At 65.1% G+C, this 24,961-nt stretch carries 22 protein-coding genes, 1 other RNA gene and 2 pseudogenes; 4 read left to right on the top strand and 21 right to left on the bottom strand.

Going from position 1 to position 24,961, the window contains the following annotated elements; translation table 11 throughout:
- Positions 1 to 3 precede the first annotated feature (3 nt).
- The 11 genes and pseudogenes from KWO_RS08535 to trpB all read right to left on the bottom strand — a co-directional run bounded on the left by KWO_RS08535 (position 4) and on the right by trpB (position 10,910).
- Positions 4 to 432 (bottom strand): group I truncated hemoglobin, encoded by a 429-nt coding sequence (locus tag KWO_RS08535; RefSeq protein WP_010379363.1) that lies wholly within the window; start codon positions 430 to 432, stop codon positions 4 to 6.
- Positions 432 to 1,304 carry a DUF3034 family protein gene (locus KWO_RS08530; protein ID WP_010379365.1) on the bottom strand — a complete coding sequence of 291 codons (873 nt, stop codon included), beginning with the start codon at positions 1,302 to 1,304 and terminating at the stop codon, positions 432 to 434. Before KWO_RS08530 ends, KWO_RS08535 begins: the two co-directional genes overlap by 1 nt.
- Entirely contained in the window at positions 1,301 to 3,667 is a 2,367-nt protein-coding gene (locus KWO_RS08525; RefSeq protein ID WP_017113383.1) for a putative bifunctional diguanylate cyclase/phosphodiesterase, read from the bottom strand. The genes KWO_RS08530 and KWO_RS08525 overlap by 4 nt, the downstream gene beginning before the upstream one ends.
- The gene (locus KWO_RS08520; RefSeq protein WP_010379370.1) at positions 3,664 to 4,347 is read right to left on the bottom strand and encodes a methylamine utilization protein; all 684 of its coding nucleotides are present in this window, start codon (positions 4,345 to 4,347) and stop codon (positions 3,664 to 3,666) included. The genes KWO_RS08525 and KWO_RS08520 overlap by 4 nt, the downstream gene beginning before the upstream one ends.
- Positions 4,348 to 4,555: 208 nt before the next feature.
- Positions 4,556 to 5,494, bottom strand: a complete 939-nt coding sequence (locus KWO_RS08515; RefSeq protein ID WP_010379371.1) for an isopenicillin N synthase family dioxygenase — start codon at positions 5,492 to 5,494, stop codon at positions 4,556 to 4,558.
- 120 nt (positions 5,495 to 5,614) lie between these two features.
- Complete coding sequence (gene glmM, locus KWO_RS08510; RefSeq protein ID WP_010379372.1) at positions 5,615 to 6,964, bottom strand: phosphoglucosamine mutase; 1,350 nt, start codon at positions 6,962 to 6,964, stop codon at positions 5,615 to 5,617.
- Positions 6,961 to 7,848 carry an acetyl-CoA carboxylase, carboxyltransferase subunit beta gene (gene accD / locus KWO_RS08505; RefSeq protein WP_010366658.1) on the bottom strand — a complete coding sequence of 296 codons (888 nt, stop codon included), beginning with the start codon at positions 7,846 to 7,848 and terminating at the stop codon, positions 6,961 to 6,963. The genes glmM and accD overlap by 4 nt, the downstream gene beginning before the upstream one ends.
- A 331-nt stretch (positions 7,849 to 8,179) precedes the next feature.
- Positions 8,180 to 8,351, bottom strand: a pseudogene (locus KWO_RS08500) (EscU/YscU/HrcU family type III secretion system export apparatus switch protein); the annotation flags it as partial.
- 14 nt (positions 8,352 to 8,365) lie between these two features.
- Positions 8,366 to 9,184 (bottom strand): tryptophan synthase subunit alpha, encoded by an 819-nt coding sequence (trpA, locus tag KWO_RS08495; protein WP_010379373.1) that lies wholly within the window; start codon positions 9,182 to 9,184, stop codon positions 8,366 to 8,368.
- Complete coding sequence (locus KWO_RS08490) at positions 9,181 to 9,696, bottom strand: hypothetical protein (RefSeq protein WP_010379374.1); 516 nt, start codon at positions 9,694 to 9,696, stop codon at positions 9,181 to 9,183. The genes trpA and KWO_RS08490 overlap by 4 nt, the downstream gene beginning before the upstream one ends.
- Entirely contained in the window at positions 9,693 to 10,910 is a 1,218-nt protein-coding gene (gene trpB, locus KWO_RS08485; RefSeq protein WP_010366666.1) for a tryptophan synthase subunit beta, read from the bottom strand. The genes KWO_RS08490 and trpB overlap by 4 nt, the downstream gene beginning before the upstream one ends.
- A gap of 105 nt (positions 10,911 to 11,015) precedes the next feature.
- Between trpB and KWO_RS08480 the strand changes: the two genes are divergently transcribed.
- Positions 11,016 to 11,942 (top strand): LysR family transcriptional regulator, encoded by a 927-nt coding sequence (locus KWO_RS08480; RefSeq protein WP_010379375.1) that lies wholly within the window; start codon positions 11,016 to 11,018, stop codon positions 11,940 to 11,942.
- A gap of 392 nt (positions 11,943 to 12,334) precedes the next feature.
- Here KWO_RS08480 and KWO_RS08475 read toward each other — a convergent pair whose 3' ends face one another.
- The 9 genes from KWO_RS08475 to prmB form a co-directional block, all read right to left on the bottom strand.
- Positions 12,335 to 13,003, bottom strand: coding sequence for a phosphoribosylanthranilate isomerase (locus tag KWO_RS08475; RefSeq protein ID WP_010366669.1), 669 nt, complete (start codon positions 13,001 to 13,003; stop codon positions 12,335 to 12,337).
- Positions 13,000 to 13,773, bottom strand: coding sequence for a tRNA pseudouridine(38-40) synthase TruA (gene truA / locus KWO_RS08470; RefSeq protein WP_010379376.1), 774 nt, complete (start codon positions 13,771 to 13,773; stop codon positions 13,000 to 13,002). The genes KWO_RS08475 and truA overlap by 4 nt, the downstream gene beginning before the upstream one ends.
- 167 nt (positions 13,774 to 13,940) lie before the next feature.
- Positions 13,941 to 14,348, bottom strand: a complete 408-nt coding sequence (locus KWO_RS08465) for a VOC family protein (protein WP_010379378.1) — start codon at positions 14,346 to 14,348, stop codon at positions 13,941 to 13,943.
- Positions 14,345 to 16,300 (bottom strand): type IV pilus assembly protein FimV, encoded by a 1,956-nt coding sequence (locus tag KWO_RS08460; protein ID WP_017113385.1) that lies wholly within the window; start codon positions 16,298 to 16,300, stop codon positions 14,345 to 14,347. The genes KWO_RS08465 and KWO_RS08460 overlap by 4 nt, the downstream gene beginning before the upstream one ends.
- Positions 16,301 to 16,847: 547 nt before the next feature.
- Positions 16,848 to 16,923, bottom strand: a non-coding RNA gene (locus KWO_RS08455) — sX9 sRNA.
- 59 nt (positions 16,924 to 16,982) lie between these two features.
- A complete protein-coding gene (locus tag KWO_RS08450; protein ID WP_010379382.1) occupies positions 16,983 to 18,008 on the bottom strand; it encodes an aspartate-semialdehyde dehydrogenase in 1,026 nt (341 codons plus the stop codon).
- Positions 18,009 to 18,091: 83 nt separating this feature from the next.
- Positions 18,092 to 19,165, bottom strand: a complete 1,074-nt coding sequence (locus KWO_RS08445) for a 2-hydroxyacid dehydrogenase (RefSeq protein WP_010379384.1) — start codon at positions 19,163 to 19,165, stop codon at positions 18,092 to 18,094.
- The gene (gene aroC, locus KWO_RS08440) at positions 19,158 to 20,261 is read right to left on the bottom strand and encodes a chorismate synthase (RefSeq protein WP_010366687.1); all 1,104 of its coding nucleotides are present in this window, start codon (positions 20,259 to 20,261) and stop codon (positions 19,158 to 19,160) included. The genes KWO_RS08445 and aroC overlap by 8 nt, the downstream gene beginning before the upstream one ends.
- Positions 20,262 to 20,271: 10 nt before the next feature.
- Positions 20,272 to 21,198: a 50S ribosomal protein L3 N(5)-glutamine methyltransferase gene (gene prmB, locus KWO_RS08435; protein ID WP_010379387.1), complete on the bottom strand. Its 927-nt coding sequence runs from the start codon at positions 21,196 to 21,198 to the stop codon at positions 20,272 to 20,274.
- Positions 21,199 to 21,278: 80 nt separating this feature from the next.
- Between prmB and KWO_RS08430 the strand changes: the two genes are divergently transcribed.
- The 3 genes and pseudogenes from KWO_RS08430 to KWO_RS08420 form a co-directional block, all read left to right on the top strand.
- On the top strand, positions 21,279 to 21,929 hold the full coding sequence (locus KWO_RS08430) for an SCO family protein (protein ID WP_010366692.1): 651 nt from the start codon (positions 21,279 to 21,281) through the stop codon (positions 21,927 to 21,929).
- The gene (asd, locus tag KWO_RS08425; RefSeq protein WP_010366694.1) at positions 21,926 to 22,774 is read left to right on the top strand and encodes an archaetidylserine decarboxylase; all 849 of its coding nucleotides are present in this window, start codon (positions 21,926 to 21,928) and stop codon (positions 22,772 to 22,774) included. The genes KWO_RS08430 and asd overlap by 4 nt, the downstream gene beginning before the upstream one ends.
- 46 nt (positions 22,775 to 22,820) lie before the next feature.
- A pseudogene (locus KWO_RS08420) lies at positions 22,821 to 22,946 on the top strand (phosphatidylserine decarboxylase); the annotation flags it as partial.
- A 398-nt stretch (positions 22,947 to 23,344) separates the two neighbouring features.
- On the opposite strand, the gene KWO_RS08415 reads toward KWO_RS08420, so the two are convergent.
- Complete coding sequence (locus KWO_RS08415) at positions 23,345 to 24,928, bottom strand: transglycosylase SLT domain-containing protein (protein WP_010379392.1); 1,584 nt, start codon at positions 24,926 to 24,928, stop codon at positions 23,345 to 23,347.
- Positions 24,929 to 24,961: the final 33 nt, after the last annotated feature.

The raw sequence follows: 24,961 nt of genomic DNA, 5'->3' as shown, positions 1-24,961 counted from the left end.
TTCTTAGTGATTGACGATATCGCCATGCATGGCCGCCAGCCGTGCGAGCAGGCGATTTTGCGTGCGGCGCGGAATTTTGCGCTGATCCATCGCCCAGTTCAGATCTTCGACCAAGGCATTGAAGTCGCCTTCGCCAATGGCAAGGTGTGCGTGCGCCTGCTGCATCGACTTGGCGGTGTCCGGGCATGGGCCGTCGGCGACATGACAGAACTTCTGCACCAGGCGCTCGTTGAGCATGACGATATTGACGCGTGCGAATTTATCGACGATGCGTTGGTCGTCGGCGATGCGCGAGAGCATGGTGTCCACCAGCGCTTCGATGCCGGCTTGTCCGCCGAGTTCGTCATAAAGCGTCTGGCGCGGTTGCGTGCTGGCGCAGGCGCTCGTCAGGCCGAGCATGCACAGCAAGGACCAGCGCAACCATCGGTTCATCAGAACGCCACCTGCAAAGAAAGATAAGGACCGCGCTGATCGGCAAGCGTGGCGATGTCGCCAAGATCGGCGAATGCAGCGGTCAACGAGACATGCTTGCTGGGGAACCAGGCAAGGAATGCATCCGCCCACGCTTGCTCGCGCGCGAAGCCGAGGTTATTCGGTTTGTCGCGATATTCCACGCCCACCGCCCACGACGGCGACAGCACCACCGCAGCACTGGCCTCGGGTACCAGACGATAACTGTTGCGACGATCGCCACCGAAGCCGAGCAAGCCGGTCTGGTTGGCGCGGGTGGCGCGCAAGGTGCCGTTGAGCAGCAACTGATACCCACCGGCGCCCTGCAGCAACAAGCGGCTGGCACTGATGTAGACATCGGTGCCGTGGTCGTCGCGCGCACCGATCGCCAGCGGCAACGTGCCATTGCGCAAGCGCTTGTACTGCACGCCCAGGCTGACCTGCGGCGCATGCCCGTACACAAGATCGCCGGCCAGACGTAACTTGGCACCAAACACGTCCTGGCCGAGCGCATTCCATGGCAAGCCAAGCCGGTCCTGCAAGGTGCCCAGATCCAAACGCTGGCGGGCGACTGACAGCTCCAGCCGATTGCCGACCGTGAGCGCGACGCCCTGCACATTGAGGCGGTAATCGCCGCTATCTACATGCGTGGCAAACGCGATAGTGCCGAGTTCGTCGCGCGTGCCGTACCCAGACAACGTAGCCCACGGCACGATGCCGCCACCGCTACTGCCTTCGATCATGGACGCACCGCCGGTGGCGAGCAGGCGTCCGTCGCCGGCCATTGCGTGCAGTGGTGCGAATGCACCAGCAACAGATGCAGCGATCACTACAACACGCAGATGCACGCTCATCGCTGTGCACCTGCGTGCGCGGCCGAGTTCATGCCGAGTTGGCGCATACACCAGGCTACCATCGGCGCTTCCTCCAGCGGTGGCGAATACAGATAGCCCTGCACCATGTCACAGCCATAGCCCCGCAACAGTGCCAACGCAGTGGCGTTCTCGACGCCTTCGGCGATGACGCTCAGGCCCAAGTTATGCCCCAGATCGATCGTGCTGCGGACAATGAAGGCATCGTCGGTGCCTTCGGCCAACTGCATGACGAAACTCTTGTCGATCTTCAATTCGTTCACCGGCATGCGCTTGAGTTGAGCCAACGAGGAATACCCGGTACCGAAGTCGTCGATGGACAGTCGCACTCCCACGCTGCGCAATTGATGCAGCATGTGCAGCGCGAATTCGACATCGCGCATCAAGGCGCTTTCGGTCAATTCCAGCGTGAACGACTGCGCCGGTACGGCATGATGCTCCAGGCGGCCGCGCACGAAGTCGGGCAAGCCGGGGTCGGACAGATCGAGCGCGGACAAGTTGATCGCCATGCCCAACTCCAACCCTTGCTCGCGCCACTGCGCCTGACAGCGTAGCGCTTGGTCTAGCACGAAGCGAGTGAGCGAATGGATGACGCCGGAGTGCTCGGCGAGCGGGATGAATTCGTCCGGGCCGATCGGGCCGAGCACCGGGTGATGCCAGCGCACCAGCACTTCGACTTGCTCGACCCGATCGCTGCGCAGACAGATCTTGGGCTGGAAGCGCAAGGTGAGTTCGTTGCCGCCGATGGCCTGACGCAGATCGCCGGTGAGGCGCAAACGCCGCAGATGCTGTTCGTCCTGGCCCAGGCGATAGACGCTGGCACCGATGGCGCTTGTGGTGCCGACTTGGCGCCGCGCGATATCGGCGCGGCGCAATAAGGTATCCGGGTCGGCGCCATGGTCGGGAATCAGGGCGATGCCGATGCTGGCTTCAAGCTGGATCCGCGCCTGCGGCAAGACCAGCGGGCGGCGCAGCTGCAGCAGCAAGAACTGCGCATTCTGCTGCACGCTGGCGGCATCGGCTTGCGCCACCACCACCATGAATTCATCGCTGCCCAACCGGCCGACTAAATTGGGCTCCTGCACGACCTCCACCAGCCGGCGTCCGGCTTCCACCAGCACCTGGTCGGCGAAGTCGTGGCCGAGGCTGTCGTTGAGTTCCTTGAAGCGCTCCAGATCCAGGATCAGCACCGCGGCGGTGCCACCGGATGCCACGGTCTGCTCCACAACTTCCTTCAACCGCTCCAGCAACCAGATCCGGTTGGGTAAGCCGGTCAAGGCGTCGTGCCGGGCCTGATGCAGGATGCGCTGCTCGCGGCTGGCGATCTGATGCTGCATGCGTCCGAAACTGTCGGCCAGCTCGGCAAGTTCGCGGCCGGGCGGGACCTGCACCGCAGTCTGGTAATCGCCGCGCTGGATGCGTCGCGCAGCCTGTACCAGTTGCGCAACCGGCTTGCTCACGCCACGCGCGAGAAAAATCGCCACAACCAGCGCAGCGACGGTCGCCAGCCCCGCCAGCAGCAGGATGCGCAGCTTGAGAACGCGATACGGCGCGACAGCGCGATCCAGCGATGCCTGCAACGCGACCCGCACGTGGCTGTCGCCCTGGATCGATTGCAGTCTGACCAGATAGCGCGACTCGCCCAGCGTCAACGGGATCGATGCAGCCTGCACCTTCTCAGCCTCGGGCAATTGTTGCGCAAATTCGACGCGTGCCGGCGGCTCAAGGGTGGAGGCCAACACACGCACTGGCGGGCCATCGGTGAAGAAGGTGGCATCCAGCCCGGTGGTGCTGCGGAAATCCTGCGCCAGGCCATCGCCGGATTCGTTGCCGATCGCAATCCAGCCGACGCGGTTTGGCGCCAGCACCTGCACCACCGCCAGCCGCACGATGTGCTGATCCAGCGCCACCACGCCCACTGCGCGTCCATCGTGCTGCGCTCGTTGCAGCAATGCCTGCACCGCACGCACTTGTTCGGCCTGCGGCAGATCGGCCAGGCCGGTCAAGAATTCACCATCTGGTGACAGCAGCAGCGCAGTCTCTGACGACATACGTGCGGCATGGTTGCGCAGGGCCGACTGCATCGTCGGAACATCGCCACTTGCTACGGCGGCGCGAAACCCGAAGTCGTCGGCCAGCACCGATGCCGACTGCAGCAACTGCTCGTCGCGACGCACGTTGATGCGTTGCCAGACGCGCTCGCCGATTTCCAGCTCTTCGCCGAGCTGCGCCTTGACGCTACGTTCGGTCGCCAGCTGCACGGCAAGAAACGTCAATGCCTGCGTGGCAAGCAAGACCAGCACCAGCAAGGCCGCGATGCGGGTATGCAGGCGCATCGCTCTCATGGACGCGGCTTCTTGGGGTCGGCATTACGGAACTTGTCTTGCAGCGCGCGTACCCGCGCATCCGGCGGCGCAACGACAGGAGCAGTGCCGGTAGTCTGCAAGGTGACGCGGCGCTGCACTGCATCGCGCGCGATCACCAATGGCTCGCTACTTGCTGCCCCCTTGATACGCGGATGCCAGACGCGCAGCGTGTAATTGCCCGCAGGCGCCTCCAGTTGGGCGCGGCCATCGCTGCCGGTCTTGCCGAAGTACGGCGTTTCCAACACCACGATGTACCCCACCATCCAGTCGTGAATATTGCAGCCGATGGTGACCAGGCCGGCCTGATCGAAACGCACTGGCGTCGCCGTGGTGCCTTGGAAGAGCGGCAGTTCGAAACGCTTGGCCGGCGAGAACGAATAAACCTGATGGCGAATCTGGTCGTTGTTCGGAAAGCGCACCAGCGTCCCTGCGCGCACTGCCAGCACGGCAGGCACGAACTGCGAGTTGACCTGGTCCATTTCCGCGGTCTTGGTCGCGCTCGGCGCAGCAGGCCGCGCCGGCTCCAGGCTCACCACCGCATCGACCAGCACGCCGCCGGCATCGGCGACGGTCACATTGACCGACGTCGCCGCGGCCGCCCCTGGTGCGGCATAGGCCGCCAGCACGCACACTGCACCTACCCGTTTGAACCATCGCATGCAAAAGCGCCCCACCCTGTGCAATCGGCAGCGGGCGCCAGGCGAGTCCGACGTCGCGCTAGCGATCAGACTGGGTTATCGGCCTGAGTGAACGCAAGCTTTAACCAGACGCGAGCGGAATTTTCTGAACAGAAGTGTGGCAATGGTCACCGCTGGTGTTGCGAGCGCGGCTATTCGCTGCGCACAAAGCGTCGCGATGCGCGCCGGATTACTTCAGCTTGATCTCGCGCAGGCGCTCTTCCAAGAAGCCATGCGCCGTGATCGGCTCCGGGTAACGGCTGGGGTTGTCGGCGCTGATGCACGAGGGCAGCACGTCGATGAGGAAATCCGGATTGGGGTGCAGGAAGAACGGCACCGAATAGCGCGGCTGGCGCGCCTGCTCGCCCGGCGGATTAACCACGCGGTGGATGGTGGAGGGATATACGTGGTTGGTCAGGCGCTGCAGCATGTCGCCGATATTGACCACGATGGTGTCGGCGTCGGCAGTGAATGGCACCCACTCGCCATCGTTGGAACGCACTTCCAGCCCAGCGGCGCTGGCGCCAACCAGCAAGGTGATGAAGTTTATGTCGCCATGCGCACCAGCACGCACGTTGGGGATGTCGTCGCTGGTGATCGGCGGGTAATGGATCGGCCGCAGGATCGAATTGCCGTTGTTGGTCTTGTCGACGAAGTAGTCCTGCGGCAAGCCGATATGCAGCGCCAGCGCCGACAGCACGCGCGAACCGAGTTGATCAAGCTGCTGGTACAGCTGGTAGCCGCGCTCGCGGAAACCCGGCACTTCGCTAGGCCACAGATTCGGCGCCATCACCGCGCGGTACGGCGAATCGTCTGCAATCTCGCGACCGATGTGCCAGAACTCCTTCAGGTCGAAGTGTTTGGAATCCTTGGCGGTTTCCACACCGAACGCGGTATAGCCGCGCGCGCCGCCGCTGCCTTCCACGTGATAGCAGCGCTTGGTCGCTTCCGGCAGCGCGAAGAACGCTTTGAACACCTCGTAGGCGGCATCGATGTCGGCCTGGGCGATGCCGTGATTGCGGATGCCGGCAAAACCCCACTGACGATAGGCCGCTCCGAGCTCGGCAACGAAGGCGTCGCGGTCGGTGTCGAAACGGGTGATGTCCAGCGTGGGGATGCGCGCGCTCATACGGATGTCTGCAGTCGAAGTCGAAAAGGTCGAGAGAAGCCTGATCAGATCAGCAGGCGATACAACAGGTAAAACGTCGCGGCCTTGGCGATGACCACGCACACGCCAATGACGATTGACTCACGCCGCGTCACGCACTGCACCCGAGAGTCGGTCGAGCGTGTCCTGCATCAGGCGCGCGTCGTCGGCTTCCACCGTCACGCGCACCACTGGCTCGGTGCCGGACGGGCGCAGGAACGCGCGGCCGCGGCCTTGAACAGCGGCTTGCGCCTGCTGTAACGCCTGTTGCACGTTGGCCGCTTCCACAATGGCCTTGGCCGCACCGCCATCCAGGCGCACGTTGACAGTCTTCTGCGGCACCTTGCTCAGGCTGCTGAGTGCCTGGCGCAGGCTCTGGCCATCGCGCCCCAACGCTTCGAGCACCTGCAGCGCGCTGACGATGCCATCGCCGGTGGTGGCACGGTCCAGGCACAACAGATGACCGGAGGTTTCGCCGCCCAAGGTGCCGCCGCCTTCGACCAGGGCCTGATGCACGTAGCGATCGCCCACCTTGGCGCGCTGGAACGGGATGTTCAGCGACTCCAGGGCCTGCTCCAGACCGTAATTGGTCATCAAGGTGCCGACCACGGTGCCAGTGAGCCGGCCACTGGCCTGCCACGAGCGCGCAAGCACGTACAGCAGATCGTCGCCATCGACCGGGTTGCCCTGGTCGTCGGCCATCAACACGCGGTCGCCGTCGCCGTCGAAAGCGATGCCCAGATGCGCACCGCACTCGCGCACCGTGGCGGCAAGATTGTCGATATGGGTCGAGCCGACACCTGCATTGATATTGAGCCCATCCGGCGCGGCGCCGATGACCACTACCTCTGCGCCGAGCTCGCGGAACAGCATGGGTGCGATGTGATAGGTAGCACCATGCGCGCAGTCCAGCACCATCTTTAGCCCGTGCAGGGTGAAGCCACGCGCTACGCTGGCCTTGCAGAATTCGATGTAGCGGCCGATGGCGTCACGCGTACGAATGGCTTTGCCCAGACGCTCCGATTCCACTGTGTGGAATGGCGCGTCCAACGCCGCTTCGATCGCCGCTTCGGTCGCGTCGTCGAGTTTCTCGCCTTCGGCGGAGAAGAATTTGATGCCGTTGTCGTAGTGCGGATTGTGCGAAGCGCTGATCACTACGCCCGCGTCGGCGCGCAGCGTGCTGGTCAGAAAGGCGATGGCCGGGGTCGGCATCGGGCCGATCAGCTGCACGTCGGCACCTGCAGCAACCAAGCCTGCTTCCAGCGCCGCTTCGAACATGTAGCCGGAAATGCGGGTGTCCTTGCCGATCAGCACCAACGGCCGCTTGCTGCGGCCCTGGGTTAGTACACGGCCAAGCGCATTGCCCAGCCGCAGCACAAAATCGGCAGAAATCACGCCCTGCCCTACCCGACCGCGGATGCCGTCGGTGCCGAAGTACTTGCGTGCGCTCATGCGGCGTCGGCGTCCTGCGGATGCGGCTGACGCATCATCATCGCGGTGAGTTCGGCAATGCGGTCGCGCATCTCGCGGCGGTCGCAGATCTGATCGATGGCGCCGTGGTCGAGCAGGAACTCCGAGCGCTGGAAGCCTTCCGGCAGCGTTTCGCGCACGGTCTGTTCGATCACGCGCGGGCCGGCAAAGCCGATCAGCGCATGCGGCTCGGCGATATTGATGTCGCCCAGCATCGCGAACGAAGCCGACACGCCACCGGTGGTGGGATGGGTCAGCACCGAGATATAGGGCAGACCCGCTTCGCGCAGGCGGCCGAGCGCGGCCGAGGTCTTGGCCATCTGCATCAGCGAGAACAAGCCTTCCTGCATACGGGCGCCGCCGCTGGCGGAGAAGCACACGAACGGGCAACCGACTTCCAGCGCCACTTCGGCGGCACGCGCAAAGCGCTCGCCGACCACCGAGCCCATCGAGCCGCCCATGAAGGCGAAGTCGAACGCAGCGGCGACCAAGGGGTTGCCCTTGAGCGTGCCGCGCATGGCGATCAGCGCGTCGTATTCGCCGCTGGCCTTCTGGCTGGCCTTGATGCGTTCACCGTAACGCTTCTGGTCCCTGAACTTGAGCACGTCGACCGGCCCGAGTTGGGCAGCGATTTCAGTAGTCGCAGTGTCGGGATCGAACAGCGAATTCAGGCGCGCGCGGGCGCGGATCGCCATGTGGTGATCGCACTTCGGGCACACCTCGAGGTTTTCTTCGAGTTCCGGGCCGTACAGCGCGCTGCCGCAATTGCTGCACTTTTCCCACAGGCCCTCGGGGACGCTGCGCTTCTTGGCCGGAGTGTTTTCGGTGCGGATGCCGGAGGGCATCAATTTGCTGAGCCAGCTCATGCGTGTCTGAAATCCATGCAGGGCGGCCTTGCGGGCCGCAGAGGGGCGACAGTCTAACGCGCCGTGGGAATGCCAAGGTAGCGGGCGTCATGAATGCGCGATCTGGCGCAGATACTTCCGGCCTGACTGGTGTGTCTGCTTGCGGATGACGTATCGCGGGCCACTGCTTCACCTTGTTGATGCAGCGCAATGGGTTGGGTACACACGGCTGCGCTCGTACCATCCCCCCTGCTCGGCGCCACAGCTCGCGCTTGCCGCGCGCATTCCAAGGCACGCGTACCGGCGGCGCGCAAGCGGCGCCTTCCCGTCTTGGTGGGAGAGGCACCTAGGTCATCGTCGGATCCGGGCCGAGCGCGATCTTCATCCACCGTGGCGCAATTGCCAATGCCGCGGGCCAGCGCCATCAGCGCCAACACGCCGGCACCGAACGCGGCCGCCTTCGAGAGCTCGCGCGATTGCGGGATGTTGCCCTGCTCACGGGCCTCGCGCTGGCGTTTTTTGGTCTACGCGTGGTCGTCTATGCCTGGTCGAGGGCCTGGCGTAACGGGGCCAGGAAGGCCTCGGCGCGTTCGCGAGCGCTACGGACGTCGTCCGCTTCGGCCAAGGTGGCAACCAGAGCACTGCCGACCACCACGCCATCGGCATCCACGGCCATAGCGGCAGCGCTGGCGGCGTCCTTGATGCCGAAGCCGGCCACCACCGGTGCGCCGGCACGCTGACGCAACTGGCGCAGGCGGTCGCTGGCGGCATGGGTGTCGAGCAGGTTGGAGGCACCAGTGACGCCAGCGAAGCTGACGTAATAAAGATAGCCCTGCGCGGTGCTGCACAGCATGTCCAGGCGCTGCTCGCTAGTGGTGGGCGATGCCAGTGCAATCAGCGCCAGCCCAACCTCGGTGAAGATGGTGCGCGTTTCATCGGCTTCTTCCGGCGGCAGATCGACCAGCAGCAGGCCATCGACGCCAGCGGCGACGGCCGCTTCGGCGAAGCGCAGCGTGCCGTGGATCTCGATCGGGTTGAGGTAGCCCATCAGCACCACCGGCGTGGCCGTGTCTTCGCGGCGGAACTCGTGCACCGCTTCCAGCACGTAAGCCAGGCCGGCGCCGCGCCCCAGCGCGCGCTCGGAGCTGCGCTGGATAGTGGGGCCGTCGGCCATCGGGTCGGAGAACGGCACGCCGAGTTCGATGACATCGGCACCGGCGCGCACCAGCGCGTGCATCACCGGCACGGTGGCCTCCAGCGACGGGTCGCCAGCGGTGATGAAGGGAATCAACGCCTTGCGGCCGGAGTGGCGCAGCGCATCAAAGCGCGCGGCGATGCGATCGGGCTGCCAGCTCATGCGCATCCCTCCACCAACTGCACGCCGTCCCAGGTTCCCCAATACATCGATCTCACGCTGCCTTCTCCAGTTTCATAGCGAACCGCGAACCCACTGTGCGGGTCGCGCCAAGTCAAATAAAGATCGTTGCCGCCGCAGCTGCCATCGTGATGCGGTGCGACGCGATAGCCTGCCGGAAGACGCGCACGCGCGGCGGCTTCGGTGTCGCCCACAGAGCTCCCGAACGGACCAACTGTTGCGGCGTTGCTGACGCCAAATCCTGCAACACGCCCGTCCTGCAGCATCATCGACACGCCAGCGGGCAACAGCCCCGCCTCGACGTAATCGCAGTGTTCGATCTGGCCGGCATTGAAGTGCTTCCAGGTTGCTTGCGGCGCCAAGTCGATGAAGCGTCGGCCCACACGCACCGCGCCACTGCGATCCAGCGCAGGTGCTGCGGCGGCCACTGCAGGGGCAGATACAGACAGCAGCGCAGCCGCCCCAGCAAGGCTGCGCATGCGCTGTTGCTTCACAGGGTTAGGCCTTCGCGCGCCGCAATGGTGTGCACGTCCTTGTCGCCACGACCAGACAGATTGCACAACACCAACGCATCTTTCGGCATCTCGCGCGCGAGCTTGATCGACTGCGCCACCGCATGGCTGGATTCAAGCGCGGCAAGAATGCCTTCGGTGTGCGCCAGCAAATGGAACGCGGCCATCGCTTCGTCGTCGGTAATGCCCTGGTACACCGCGCGGCCGCTGTCGGACAGGAACGAATGCTCCGGGCCCACGCCGGGGTAATCCAGACCGGCGGAGATCGAATGGGTTTCGGTGATCTGGCCATCGTCGTCGCAGATCACATAGGTGCGGTTGCCATGCAGCACACCGGGGCGCCCTGCCGCGATCGACGCCGCATGGCGCCCGGTCGCGATGCCATCGCCCGCCGCCTCGGCGCCGTAGATCTTGACGCCCGGGTCGTTGAGGAAGGCATGGAACAGACCGATGGCATTGCTGCCGCCGCCAACGCAGGCGCTGATCGCATCCGGCAGCCGGCCGTAGTCCTGCAGCATCTGCTCGCGAGCTTCGCGGCCGACAATGGCATTGAAGTCACGCACCATGCGCGGATACGGATCCGGGCCGGCCACGGTGCCGATGATGTAGAAGGTGTCCTGCACGTTGGTGACCCAGTCGCGCATGGCTTCGTTGAGCGCGTCCTTGAGCGTGGCTGAGCCTGAAGTCACCGGAATCACCGTCGCGCCCAACAACTTCATGCGGTAGACGTTGATCTTCTGCCGCTCGATGTCCGTAGCGCCCATGTAGACCACGCATTCCAGGCCCAGACGTGCAGCGACGGTGGCGCTGGCCACGCCATGCTGGCCGGCGCCGGTCTCGGCGATGATGCGGTTCTTGCCCATGCGGCTGGCCAGCAGGGCCTGGCCGATGGTGTTGTTGATCTTGTGCGCGCCGGTGTGATTCAGGTCTTCGCGCTTGAGCAGGATTTGCGCCCCGCCCACTTCGCGGCTGAGCCGTTCTGCGTGATAGATCGGGCTGGGACGGCCGACGTAATGCTTGAGGTCCTTGTCGTACTCGGCGATGAAGGCCGGATCCTGACGCGCCAGATCGTAGGCGGCGGCCAGTTCCTGCAGCGGGCCGATCAAGGTTTCGGCGACGAACCGGCCACCGAACTTGCCGAAGTGGCCGGCAGCATCCGGATACGCGTAAAAGTCACTGATGGGCTGGGCCGACATGGAAATCCTCTGCAGCGATGCGTCATACGAGAAGAGACACTTTAGCGCAGCCACGGCCTGCGATAAATCGATAAGATTGCTGCAACCTGTGACTTGGAATCACACATGACCGCGTCACTTCCCCCGCTGGCGGCGCTGCGTGCGTTTGAATCCGCCGCGCGCCTGCAGAGCGTCAGCCGCGCCGCGCAGGAATTGCACGTCACCCATGGCGCCATCAGCCGGCACGTCCGTTCGCTGGAACAGGCGCTGGGTACTGCGCTGTTTGCGCGGCAGGGCCGCGGCCTGGTGCTGACCGCAGCAGGCATGAGGCTGCGCGATGCCACCAGCGAAGGCTTTGGCGTGATCGGCCAGACCTGGGCAGCGTTGCAGCGCCCGGCCGCCGAGGCGCCACTGGTGCTGGGGTGTTCCGGTAGCCTGCTGGCACGCTGGGTGATCCCGCGCCTGGGACTGCTGCAGCACGACCTTCCTGACCTGCGCGTGCACCTGTCAGCCAGCGAACAGCCGCCCGGCCCGGATCTGGACGGTCTGGATGCCGCCCTGCTGCTGGACACCCCGCCCTGGCCAAGCGAGTGGCAAGTGCACGCGCTGGGCGTGGAGTGGATCGGCCCGGTGCTGAGCCCGCAGCTCGCGTCGACCTTGCGGATCGACCGGAGCGACCCGGCCACACTGCGCGATCACGCCTTGCTCCACACCCGCTCGCGACCGCAAGCCTGGCCGGAATGGGCGCAGGCGCATGAACTGGCACCCGAGGCGCTGCGCTTCGGCACCGAATTTGAACACCTGGTGTATCTGCTGGAAGCCGCTGCCGCCGGCCTGGGGATCGCCATCGCGCCGCAGCCGTTGGTGGCGGCCGACCTGGCGGCCGGGCGCCTGCTGGCGCCGTGGGGATTCACCGCCACGCGCGGCCGCTGGGTACTGTGCGCCGCAAAGCGTAATCCGGACCCACGCATCGAACGGCTGGCGGATTGGCTTGGCAAAGCGTTAGCGAAAGACCAGCACACCTCAACAGCCATGGATGCAACGGAAGCCTGAGCGGCTATTGCGGCCGGTCGATATAGCGCTGCATCGCTAACCAACAGGTGTTTACGAGCACGTGCACCGCCGAAAGCTCTGCGTGCCGAGCGGACACGCCACACATCGACACAGCGAGCAAGGCGGCGCAAAAACGCGCGTAACGGCGCGCACTGCAGGAACATGACCTAGCGCGCAATGGCCAGCGGAGTCGCCTCAAGTGAAGCAACTGCAGCCTGGTCAAACGAGCTAAACACTCATGTGCGGGGACGTCGCTAATCGCTGATCGTTAACCGGAATTCGGAATTAGAAAAGCATGCCAACGCTTACGCACTTGGCAAACTCGCCAAATCCCAACAAACCGCCGCGTGACGCGCATGCTGTTACGAATCCCAAATCACCGTTCCCACCACTCACGACATCTCGTGACAATCCGCCCGCCGCACTTCTTCAACGAACTTGCGCATCTTGTGACCATCCTTGATGCCGGGCGCCAACTCCACACCGCTGGAGACATCCACGCCCCAAGGCAGCGTAGCCACAATGGCGTCGAATACGTTGTCGGCGTTGATGCCACCGGCCAGCAGAAACGGACGATGCAGGCCGGTGGGCAAGCGTGACCAATCGAAGGTCTTGCCAGTGCCGCCGCCCGCGCCGGGCGCATGGCTATCGAACAAAAAACCGGCGGTATTTGGGTAAGCCAACTGCAGCGTGCGCGCGTTGGCATCTTCGCCATTTACGCCGGTGCTGCCCATCGGTATCGCCTTGAGATACGGCAGATTGAAACTACGGCAGAACGCGTCGTCTTCTTCGCCGTGGAATTGCAGCAAGGTCGGGCGCACGGTGCGCACCACTTCGCGCACTTCTTCCTTAGAGTTGTTGCGGAACAACGCCACCACATCGACCATCGGTGCGGTGGCCTGGCGCATCGCGCGCGCCTCGGCCGGTGCCACGCGCCGCGGGCTGCCATGCGCAAAGATGAAACCTACCGCGTCCACACCCAGCTCCCCGGCCAGCCGGATATCGCCGGCGCGGGTCATGCCACAGAACTTGATACGGGTGCGGTACAGCGATCGATTCATTGGGTCACCTCAGCAGGCAGATGCCACTCTGCAGGATACAGAGGCCCGATGAATACCAGACCTTGTGGCGGCGCTGTCTGGCCGGCCACAGTGCGGTCGCGTCCGGCGAGCAACGTCGCGATCCAGTCGGCCGGCCGCTCGCCGGTACCGACCAAAATCAGCGAGCCCACAATATTCCGCACCATGTGATGAAGGAATGCATTGGCCTGCACCTGCACCTCCACCACCTCGCCGATGCGCTGCACATGGATGGCCTGCAAGTTGCGGCGCGCATGCAACGCCTGGCACTGCACGCTGCGGAATGCGCTGAAGTCGTTCTCGCCTAACAAGGCCTGCGCTGCCGCATGCATGGCATCGGCATCGAGCGGGCGACGCTCCCAGCTCACGGTCTGCCGATACAGCGCCGGACGAATCTGCCGATTGAGCAGGCGATAGCGATAACGACGTGCGCGCGCGGAAAAACGCGCATGGAAGTCATCGGCTACTGGGACGCACCAGCGCACGGCGATCGACGGCGGCAGACGCGCCGTGGTGCCCAGCATCCAGCCGCGCGGCTCGCGGCGTGCGTCGCTGTCGAAATGCACCACCTGGCATTCGCCATGCACGCCCGCGTCGGTGCGACCGGCGCAGATCACCTGCACCTGCCCATCGGCGACCGACGACAATGCCGCCTGCAGGCTGGCCTGCACACTCGGGCCGCCATGCTCGCCCAACTGCTGCCAGCCTTGGAACTCGCTGCCGTCGTACTCCACGCCCAGCGCGTAACGCATCGGTACCTGCCTCTCAGTGATTGGATGAAATCCGCGCACCGGTCATGCAGATCGTTCCATCGCAGGCGATGGTCGGCACGGCCCCGCCACTGCGGAGAACGTGAAGTGTACGAGCAGCAATGTCCGATGCCGAGCAGCGCGCGTGCAGTCAGCGCGCAGGCGAGTTGTTAGTCGTTGGATGCGACGCTGCGCTCGGACCACACGGCCAAGGTGGTGCCCCCGGGCTCGCGGAAGTGAAAGCGGCTGCCGCCGGGGAAGCCGAACACCGGCTTGACGATCTCTCCGCCCGCAACACGCACGCGCTCGAGCACCGGCGCCAGGTCATCGGCATACAGCACCACCAATGGGCCACCTTCGGCCGGCGCTGGCGCGGAGGTGCGGTAGAAGCCGCCGTCCAGGCGGCCGTCATTGAAGGCCAGATAATCCGGGCCATAGGCCTGAAATTGCCAACCGAACACCGTTTCGAAAAACGCGCGGCTGCCGTCCGGATCGACCGAGGCGAACTCCACGTAGTCGATCCGGCGCTCGCGTGCAGCACTTTCCTGTAGGGCCAGATGGTCGATTGCCGGGCTCATGCCAGGCGTTCCAGCAGCTCGGCGGCTTCAGCGCGGGTGACGTCATTGCCGGTGGCTGCAACTTCCAGCAGCAAGCCGCGCGCGGTGTCCTTGTCGCCCAGGTCCATATAGGCCAACGCCAGTTCCAGGCGATCGCGCCCGGCCGAGGCGAAGTCCCGGCTGGTGGTCGTATTGGGTGTCGCACTCGGTGCCACCGGCGGGCTATCGAAATCCACGCTGTCCTGCGTGGCGATCGGTGCGGCTGCAGCTGCGGATGGCACGTCGCTGATCGTGGGCTCCACGTCTGCGTGGTGCACCTCCACCGAATCGCGCGCCGCGTACTGAGACGACTCGTCAACCGGCGCAATATGCTGCGGTTCTGTCACCACCACTGGCGGCGTGGCACGCAGCGCGCGCCAGTCGTCGCTATTGATCGCCGCCGGCGCAGCGGCCGGCGCGGATAGCAGCGGCTCGCGGCGCAGCACGTCCGATAACGGTTGATGTGCCTCATGTGCGCGCTCGTCTTCGCGCAGATCTGCCGGCTCGAATTCGGTCTCGTGCAGCACATCGCGTTCGCTCGGCTCGGTGGCCTGGGCTTCGTCTTGCGGCTCGGCGGTCTGCGTCGGCGCGCCAGGCAGGACGAAGTCGTACTGCCGGCGCGGCAACGGTGGCAGCGGCGACGGTTTGCGACGACGCGCAGCCAGCCACGCCACCACGGCAGCGACGATCAACACCAGCCCACCGATCAACCACATTGGAAAACCACTGCCTTGTTGCGCGGCCGCCGGCGCTTCTGACAGGCGCTTTTGTGCGGCCGCCAGATCGGTGTCCTTCATTGCGATCAGCGCTTGCTGTTGCTGCTTGAGCTTTTCCAGGTCGGCCACGCGGGTGCGCAGATCCTGCAATTCCGCATCGCGGGTGGCGATGTCTTCCTTGGCATGTTGCAACTGTTGGTTGGCCGCCATCTCGCCCTCGACTTCGGCACTGGTACCGGACGTGACGCCGGCCTTGTTGGTCTGACTCGCCACTGCAGGGGCGATTTCGAGCCGCGCACCGCCACCGGCCGCTGCGGCTGACATGGCGGGTGGCGGGGTTGTAGGGGCAGCAGCGCCGGCTTCGGCCGGTTGCGGCACCGCCGAGCGTGCCTGCCGCCACTGCGCAGCCTGCTCGCGCACCATCACCTCCGCTTCGGCCGCGCCGACCTGCGCCAGCGCGTCTTCCTGCGGGGTGCGCAACACCGCGCCCTGCTTCAGGCGGTTGATGTTGCCGTTGATGAAGGCATCCGGATTGGTGCGCAGCAAGGCCAGCATGGTCTGGTCCAGCGAATGCCCGCTGGAACGCGCCACCACCGCGGCAATCTCCGACAAGGTCTGGCCCGAGCGTACGGCCGGCAACGCATCGCCGGCCTGCGTGGCAGACGCGGGCGGCGCACTGGCGGCTGCGCGTGCCGCGGGCTCGGTTCTGGCGGTGTCCTGTGCATCGCGGTTGGCAACCGGCGCAGCTGCCGGCTCGCGCGTGATGGCGTTGCTGGCACCAGCGCGCGGCGCCTGGATGGCCGGCTCGGCGATCGCGGCAGCGGTGCTGGGTGCATCGACCAAGGCGGAATATTCGCGCACCAGCCGGCCCTGGTCCCACTCCACTTCGATCAGGAAGTTGATCGCCGGCTGGTCCACCGCCTGGCTGCTGGTCACGCGGATCACCGCACGCCCACGCGCGTCCTGCGCGAACTGGAACTGCAGATTGCCGACCAGGCCTTGCGGGCGTTCCAGACCGACCCGCGCAAACGTGGTGGCCGATGCCAGCGCCACGCGCGCGTTGTCGAGTTCGCCCGGCTCGTTGGAGATGACCGGAATCTCGGCCACCAGCGGTTGCCCGGGCTTGGACAGCACCCGGATATCGCCCAACCCCAACGCCATGGCAGCGCCGCTGCAAGCCATCAGCAGCAACGCACCTATCCCTTGTATCGGACGCATCGCGCCCCCGCCCCTATCTTTCATGGGCATCAATATAGCCGCTGGATGAGCGAAAAAGTCGGCGCTGTGATGCAGAGCGCTGTGACGGCGCCACTGCCGCAGTGCGGCATGCATGTGCGGTCGATGTAGACAGCGCGTACAGATCGGCGACAACGCTGCGATAGATATCACGCGCGCGGTGGTTCATCCGTGGCTTGCATAGTGCAAAAAACCGAGTGGGTGACACCATCGGACGCACCGGTGCTGGCGCTGTCGGATCGCTGCAGAGTCGGCAACGGAGTGAGAGAAGCCGGCATCAGGACTGCGGCGCGGCGCAATCATGCCCACTTCGCCCACGTCCGGGGTTATTCGATATGCAGCGATACGCGCAGTTAGCGCATGCCTGCAGGCGCGCGATGACCACGCGCCTGCAGGTTGGACCCGAGTTGTTGAGGGCTGGAGCCATCTTCAACGCGCTGGCGTGCAACCTGCGGGAGCGCTTGCGCACGGTGATGCCTCCCAAGGAAGCATCATCGCGCGCGCCTGCAGGTGCAAGGCCGCTTGGAGCAGCTAACAAAACGCAGCGAACAGTCGTCATGCGGGTGAGGACGACGCACAGCAACCGCAACGTCCGCTTGGCACATGCCGAACCCGAGCACCGCGCGGCCAGATGGCCGCTGCGCATTCGTTAGTACAGCAGTTCTTAGCCTTCCTGGGCGACCAGTTCGGCCAGCTGCACGGCGTTGAGCGCAGCGCCCTTACGGATGTTGTCGGAGACGATCCACAGGTTCAGACCACGCGGGTGCGAGAAGTCCTCACGGATGCGGCCGACGAACACCGCGTCCTTGCCGGAGGCGTGCGTGACCGGCGTCGGGTAGCCGCCGGGGGCGCGCTCGTCCACCACTTCCACGCCGGGCGATGCTTCCAGCAGCGCGCGCGCCGCTTCCACGGTGATCTTGTCGCGGGTTTCGATCGCCACCGCTTCAGAATGGCCGTAGAACACCGGCACACGCACCGCAGTGGGGTTCACCTGGATGCTGTCGTCGCCGAGGATCTTGCGGGTTTCCCAGACCAGCTTCATCTCTTCCTTGGTGTAGCCGTTGTCCTGGAAGTCGTCGATGTGCGGGATCAGGTTGAAGGCAATCTGCACCGGGAACCGCTGCGGGTCGATTTCCTGGAAGCTCAGCAGCTCGCTGGTCTGCTTGCCCAGTTCTTCCATCGCCGAACGCCCGCCGCCGGAGACCGACTGGTAGGTCGCCACATTGATGCGCTCAATGCCGTAGGTGCGATGGATCGGGCCTAGCGCCACCAGCATCTGCATGGTCGAGCAATTGGGATTGGCGATGATGCCGCGCGGGCGCTGCTTGAGCGCTTCCGGGTTGACCTCGGAGACCACCAGCGGCACGTCGTCGTCGTAGCGGAACGCCGACGAGTTATCGATCACCACCGCACCGGCCGCGGCGAACTTGGGGCCGTATTCCTTGGACACGCTGCCGCCTGCGGAGAACAGCGCGATGTCCACGCCGGTCGGGTTGAAGTCGGCCAGATCCAGCACATCGACCTTACCGCCATTGAACTCGACCTGCCCGCCCGCCGAGCGCGACGACGCCAGTGCATACAGGGTGGCGACCGGGAAGTTGCGCTCGGCCAGAATGCTCAGCATGGTCTCGCCAACAGCGCCGGTGGCGCCCACGACCGCGACGTTGAAACGACGGTTTTCGTTGCTCATGAGGTTTGTCTTTATCGAAAGGGGAAAGAGGAAGCACTGCGCGCTGGGTTCGGGGAACCTCCAACGCTGGCCGCGGAGGTTCCCTATCGTTTGGTCGAAATGCTGCCGGTGACGCCGGTTTTTTTCGCGTCCGCGTCGGTACCGCCGTGTTTGGCAGCGGCAACCGCATCGGCATTGAGCGCGCTCGGCGGATGGCCGGCATGCGGGCCTTTGCCCAGCGCAGCGATCAGGTTGTCCACCGCCAGCTGCACCATCGCGCGGCGCGTGGCCAGGCTGGCACTGCCGATATGCGGCGTAAGAACGACGTTGTGCAGCGCCAGCAACTCCGGACGCACGCGGGGTTCGCCTTCGTACACATCCAGACCGGCACCGGCCAGTCGCCCGTTCGCGAGCGCATCGGTCAGCGCCAGCTCATCGACGATGCCGCCGCGCGCAATGTTCACCAACGTGGCAGTGGCGCGCATCTTGCCCAGCGCCGCTGCGTCGATGATGTGGTGCGAGTCCTTGGTGTACGGCAACACCAGCACCAGGTGATCGGACTGCGCCAGCAAGGTATCGAAATCGACGTACTGCGCGCCCAGCGCCTGTTCGGTGGCGGCCGGCAACTGGCTGCGGTTGTGATACAGCACGCGCATGCCGAAACCGTGCGCTCCGCGCCGTGCGATGCCCTGCCCGATCCGGCCCATACCCAGAATGCCGAGCGTGCTGCCATGGATATCGGCACCGAGCATGGTCTTGAACGACCATTGCCCCCATTGCCCGTCGCGCAGCCAGCGCTCGGATTCGGTGAGGCGACGCGCGGTGGCCATCAACAACGCAAAGCCCAGATCGGCGGTGGTTTCGGTGAGCACATCCGGCGTATTGCTGGCAAGGATGCCAGCGGCGCTCAGCGCATCCAGATCCAGATTGTTGTAGCCCACGCCAACATTGGCGATCGCAGACAGCCGCGGCGCCGCGGCGATTTCGGCAGCGCCGATGCGCTCGTTGAGGGTGATCAGGGCACCGTCCAGTGGCGCCAAGTGCGCGGCCAGCTCGGCCGGCGAATACGCACTGACGCGCTCGGTGGTGGTCAGTTCGAAATGCTCGCCCAGCTGCGCGACGACATCGTCGAACAGCGGCTGGCTGACCCACACCTTGGCGCGACGCGCGTCAGACATCGACCTGACCGGGAATGCGCGGCGAGATCTCGCCAACATCGCCGCACTGCGCGCGGTGGCGCAGTGCCTGGTCCATCAACACCAGCGCCATCATCGCCTCGGCGATCGGCGTGGCGCGGATGCCTACGCAGGGGTCGTGCCGGCCGGTGGTGATGACATCGACCACACTGCCATCGGCATCCACCGTTGCGCCAGGCAGGCGCAAGCTGGAGGTTGGCTTGAGCACCATCGAGGCGGTGACCGCCTGGCCGGTAGAAATGCCGCCCAAAATGCCGCCGGCATGGTTGCTGCGAAAGCCTTCCGGAGTGATCAGGTCGCGGTGCTCGGTGCCCTTCTGCGCCGCGCTGGCGAAGCCGTCGCCGATCTCCACGCCCTTGACCGCATTGATGCTCATCAACGCCGCCGCAAGTTCGGCATCGAGCTTGCCGTAGATCGGCTCGCCCCAGCCTGCCGGGACGCCGCCGGCCACCACGTCCACGCGCGCGCCGACCGAATCGCCGGATTTGCGCAGCGCGTCCATGTAGGTTTCCAGCTCCCGCACCTGCTCGGCATGCGGCCAGAAAAACGGGTTGTCTTCCACCGCATCCCAGTCGAAACCGTTCGGGCGGATGTCGCCCAACTGCGACAGAAAACCGCGCACCAGCACGCCATAACGCTGCTTGAGCCACTTCTTGGCGATGACGCCCGCGGCCACACGCATGGTGGTTTCGCGCGCCGACGAACGCCCGCCGCCGCGCGGATCGCGGATGCCGTACTTCTGCCAATAGGTGTAATCCGCATGGCCGGGACGGAACTGCTGGGCGATATTGCTGTAGTCCTTGCTGCGCTGATCGGTATTGCGGATCAGCAAGCCGATCGGCGTGCCGGTGGTGCGGCCTTCGTACACGCCGGACAGGATCTCGATCTCATCGGCCTCGCGGCGCGCCGAGGTGTGCCGGCTCTTGCCGCTGGCACGACGCTGCAGATCGTGGGTGAACTCTTCCGGCGCAATCTCCAGGCCGGGAGGGCAGCCATCGACCACGCAACCGATCGCCGGCCCGTGTGATTCGCCAAAGGTGGTGACGGTGAACAGCTTACCGAACGCATTGGCACTCATGCGCGCAGGCTCATCGCTGCGCGGCCAGCTCGGCGATGCGTTCGCCGTGGGCGATCAATTCGCGGCATTCCACCGCGAAGATGCCCATCTGCCCTACCTTGAACTCGACCCAGGCCAAGTCCACTTCCGGCAGCAGCTTGATCAGATGCTGCTCGGATTCGCCCACTTCGCAAATCAGCAAACCGTCTTCGCTCAGATGCTGCGGCGCGTCGCGCAGGATTTTCAGCACCAGGTCCAGACCATCGTCGCCGGCGCGCAGGCCAAGTTCGGGCTCGTAGGAATACTCCTGCGGCAGCGCGTCGGTTTCGTCATTGGTGACGTATGGCGGATTGGTGACGATCAGGTCGTACTGGCGACCGCCCAACCCGGTGAACAGGTCCGACTTGAGCAAGCTGACGTTGTCGGCATGCAGGCGCGCCTTGTTTTCAGCAGCCAGCGCCAGGGCATCGTCGCTGATGTCCACGCCGTCCACATCCCACTGCGGGTTGTAGTGGCCCATCGCAATGGCAATACAGCCCGAACCGGTGCACAGGTCGAGCGCGCGGGTCACTTCACGGCCGCCCAGCCAGGGCTCGAAGCCGGCTTCGATCAATTCGGCGATCGGCGAACGCGGCACCAGGGCGCGCGCATCGCTCTTGAAACTCAGGCCGGCAAACCAGGCCTCGCCAGTGAGGTAGGCGGCCGGCACGCGCTCGGCGATGCGACGCTCGAACAAGCCGAGCACCTGCTCTTTTTCCGAGCGCAGCAAACGCGCCTGGCCGTAGGCCGGGCCCAGATCGTGCGGCAGATGCAGGCCGTGCAGGACCAGCTGGGTGGCTTCGTCCAGCGCATTGTCGTAGCTGTGGCCGAAGGTCAGACCGGCTGCGTTGAAACGGCTGGTGCCGTAGCGGATCAGGTCGATGATGGTGTGCAGTTCGTCGGCCGCGGCGGCAGTCATGGCAACAACTAAAGAGGAATCGGCCCCCGATTATAAAGGTCGGATCGGTATCATGAGCGTCCGTTGCACTGGAAACCGCCATGTTCAATCGCAATACCGGCATCGTGCTACTGGTGGCGCTGGCCGCTGGCCTGGGGATGCTGCTGGGCCAGAAGTTCCTTGGCGACGCGCCCAGTTCGCCATGGCCGCCCACCAAGACCATCACGTTTTATCCGCAGCCGCGCCCGCTGCCGCAATTCAGCCTGCGCCAATCCGACGGCACCCAGTTGGTGCCCGGCGAGCTCAAGGGGCATTGGACGCTGGTGTTTCTAGGCTTCACCTTCTGCCCGGATGTCTGCCCGACCACCTTGACCGATCTGGCAGTGGCACAGCAGCAATGGGAAAGCATTCCCGACGGCTTGCGCCCGCGCGTGCTGTTCGTCTCGGTGGACCCGCAGCGCGACCCGCCGGCGCGACTGGGCGAGTATGCGCACGCCTTCCACAAGGACACCCTGGCCGCGACCGCGGACGTGCCGGCGCTGGAACGCTTTGCCGCCGCGCTGGGCTTTGTGTTCCAGAAGGTGCCGGGTAAGGGCTACGCGCAGAATCCCAACGACTACAGCATGGATCATTCGGCCGGCATCGCTGTTCTAGATCCGCAGGGCCACCTGGCCGGGCTGATCCGTCCCCCGCTCGATCCGAAGGCGATTGCCGCCGACCTCCAACAGCTGACCAAGGTAACTGCACCGTGAGTCTTGTCACTTCCCTGACCTACGTGCTGCCGCACCGGTTGTTGTCTTCGCTGGCGCGCGCGCTGGCCTATTCCGAGACACCGTCCACCAAGCAGTGGTTGATCGACACGGTGACGCGCAAGTTCGGCGTGGACCTGAGCGAAGCGCAGGAGCCGGATCCGCGCGCCTATCCCACCTTCAACGCGTTTTTCACCCGCGCCTTGAAGCCCGGCGCACGCGTGCCGGACGCCGACCCAGCAGCATTGCTGATGCCGGCCGACGGCCGCATCAGCCAGCTCGGCTCGATTGAAAACGGCCGCATTTTCCAGGCCAAGGGGCAATCATTCACTGCTGCCGAATTGCTCGGTGACGAAGCCGCGGCAGTGCCGTTCAACAACGGCCTGTTCGCCACCGTGTACCTGTCGCCCAAGGACTACCACCGCGTGCATATGCCGTGGACCGGCACCTTGCGTGAAACCGTGCACGTGCCGGGCCGGCTGTTCAGCGTGGGCCCGGATGCAGTGCGCAACGTGCCGCGCCTGTTCGCGCGCAACGAGCGGCTGGTGTGCCACTTCGACACCGACTTCGGCCCGATGGCCTCGGTGATGGTGGGTGCGCTCCTGGTTTCCGGCGTGGAGACGGTGTGGAGCGGCGTGGAGATTCCGCGCTATGGCGACCGCATCACGCGCAAGGATTACCGCGGCAAGGGCATCGTGCTGGAGAGGTTTGCGGAGATGGCGCGCTTCAACTACGGCTCTACGGTGATCGTATTGCTGCCGCCAGGTGTGGCGAAGCTTGATGGCGGACTTGGTTCCGAAACGTCGGTCCGGCTTGGCCAGGCACTCGCACGTCGTCAGCCTGGCTGACGCGCAGCGGCGCGTCCGGCATTCAGGCGCATCATTGCAATCAGGCGTGGCGCGCTTGAATTACGGCTCCACCGTGTTGCTGCCGCCGGGTGTGGCCAAGCTCGACGGAAGACCTGCAGCAGAGACATCGGTTCGGCTGGGTCAAGCGCTCCCACGCTGGCAAATGCGCTGACGCGCAGCGGCCCGTCCGGCGTCTAGGCGCGTCATTTGAGTGAGGCACGGCGCGTCCATACGGTTCGAAGCGGGATTGTCTTGCTGCCGCAGTGTGTCGCAATGCTCGACGGCGAACTCACTGCAGAAACGTCCGTCCGCCCCGGTCAGACACTTGCATTTCGCCGGCGGATTGCAGCGATGCCGTCGTAGGAGCGGACCTGACCGCGAAGACGCATTCCCGACGACTCGTCTTGCATCCACGCGCCGTCTTCCAGCCTTCGATTGAGAACACACCGCCCAGGCGGGGCTACCGGGACGGCTTCGTCGCGGCCGGGTCCGCTCCTACGGCAGCGCGTACAGGCCAGACGCACCGCTGTTGCAGGACTCGACTACCAGCACGGCACCGCCTGCGCAGGTTCAGCGGTCGCAACCCGCCAGCTTGATGCTCTGCCCCGGCTTGAGCGCGTACGAGGGCGCTTTCAAGCCGTTGGCCTTCGCCAGTTCCTTGATCTCGCATTGGTACTTCTGCGCGACGCGGCCGAGCGTGTCGCCCTTGGCAATGGTGTAGTTGCGCACCTGCTTGGCCTTGGGCTTGGCCACCACAGGTTTGCCGGTGGCCACGGTGGTCGGTACGCCGGCCATCTGGCTGACATCGCCCACCGCCACGCTTGGCACGTATTCGGGCGCACTACTGCTGCGGACGATTGCGTTATTGAGATCGGCAGTGATCAGCGTGCGAGCCAGATCCGCGCGCGGGCCGTTAACGCAGTAACGCGTGTAAAGGCTGGCGATGCGGTTGGTGGCGTTGATGACGGTGCCGGCCGGAATCCAGCCATCGGATTCATAGCGCGGATTGAGGTTGCGCAGCGCACGCATGTAGCCGTCGCGCGTGCCCATGCTACCCAGGCAGATGGTGAGTTCGTAGATGGTGGTCGACTTGGCCAGCTTGAGTGTGGCCGGCTGCGCATCGAGCTTGGGAAAGTCCACACCGTACTGGCGCGGGTGCAGGAAGATCCACGCCGCCGCAATCACCATCGGCACGTAGTCCTTGGTTTCGGCCGGGAACTGGTTGTAGACGTCCTGATCCCAGAAGCCGCGCCCACCGCTCTGCGAGAACACGCGCGCAGCACGGCCTTCGCCACCGTTGTAGGCGGCCAGCGCCAGTTCGATGCTGCGGTTGAGCTCGGCCATGCGCTCATTGAGATAGGCGGCGCTGGCTTCGGCGGCGCTGCGTGCATCAAAACGCGTGTCGAAGCCGGTGCCGTCCGGACCCAGCCCGAAGCGACGCCCGGTGGCCGGCATGAACTGCATCAGCCCGGCCGCGCCCGCGCGCGAGCTGGCGTGCACCTTGCCATTGGATTCCTTGGCCATGATGCCGAACAGCAGCGCCTCGGGAAGGCCGCGCTTCTGCCATTCCGGCCACATCACCCCGCGCAGGTTGCTGTAGTTCTCATAGCTGGTGAGCAGCGCCGGGCGCATATCGGTAAGCCAGCGCCGGATGCCGGCCTGCACGGCCGGGTTGTACTGCACCATCTTGTCGAAGTCGTGGCGCTGGTCGTTGAGCAGCGTGGAAGCACGCGCGGCCTCGGGCACGCCGTTCGACGCCGGGCCAAGATGGTCCGGGTCGGCTTGCAGCAGCGTGTCGTCGTCTTCCGGATCTTCAGCCGCCGGCGCTTCGGCATCGGCGCGCGCCTTGAGCAGGCGCTTGTAGGTGGCCAATTGATTGGAAACCAGGCAGCCGCGCTGCTTGATGCAGGCGTCGATGATGTCTTCCATGTCCTCCAGCGCGGCATCGCCTTCGGCGGTGCCCTTGGGGTCGGAGTTGTTCACCAGCACCAGCGCATCGCGATAGCGTTTTTCGGCGGCGGCCATGCGCGCATCGAGCGCGGCAGCCTTCTCCGTGTCGCGTTTGGAGATAGCGTGGGCGGCGGGGACGACAGACATCAACGCAACCACGACCAGAACCGGCCATGGGCGCAAACCAAAATGAGCGAGCGGCATCGTAGGCAGTACAGCGGAAAGGCAGGCAGGGTA

The sequence above is a fragment of the Xanthomonas vasicola pv. musacearum NCPPB 4379 genome, from assembly GCF_000277895.2.
Taxonomy (GTDB): domain Bacteria; phylum Pseudomonadota; class Gammaproteobacteria; order Xanthomonadales; family Xanthomonadaceae; genus Xanthomonas; species Xanthomonas vasicola.
Note: the sequence above shows the minus strand (reverse complement) of the source record. Positions and strands in the feature narration are given on the sequence as shown.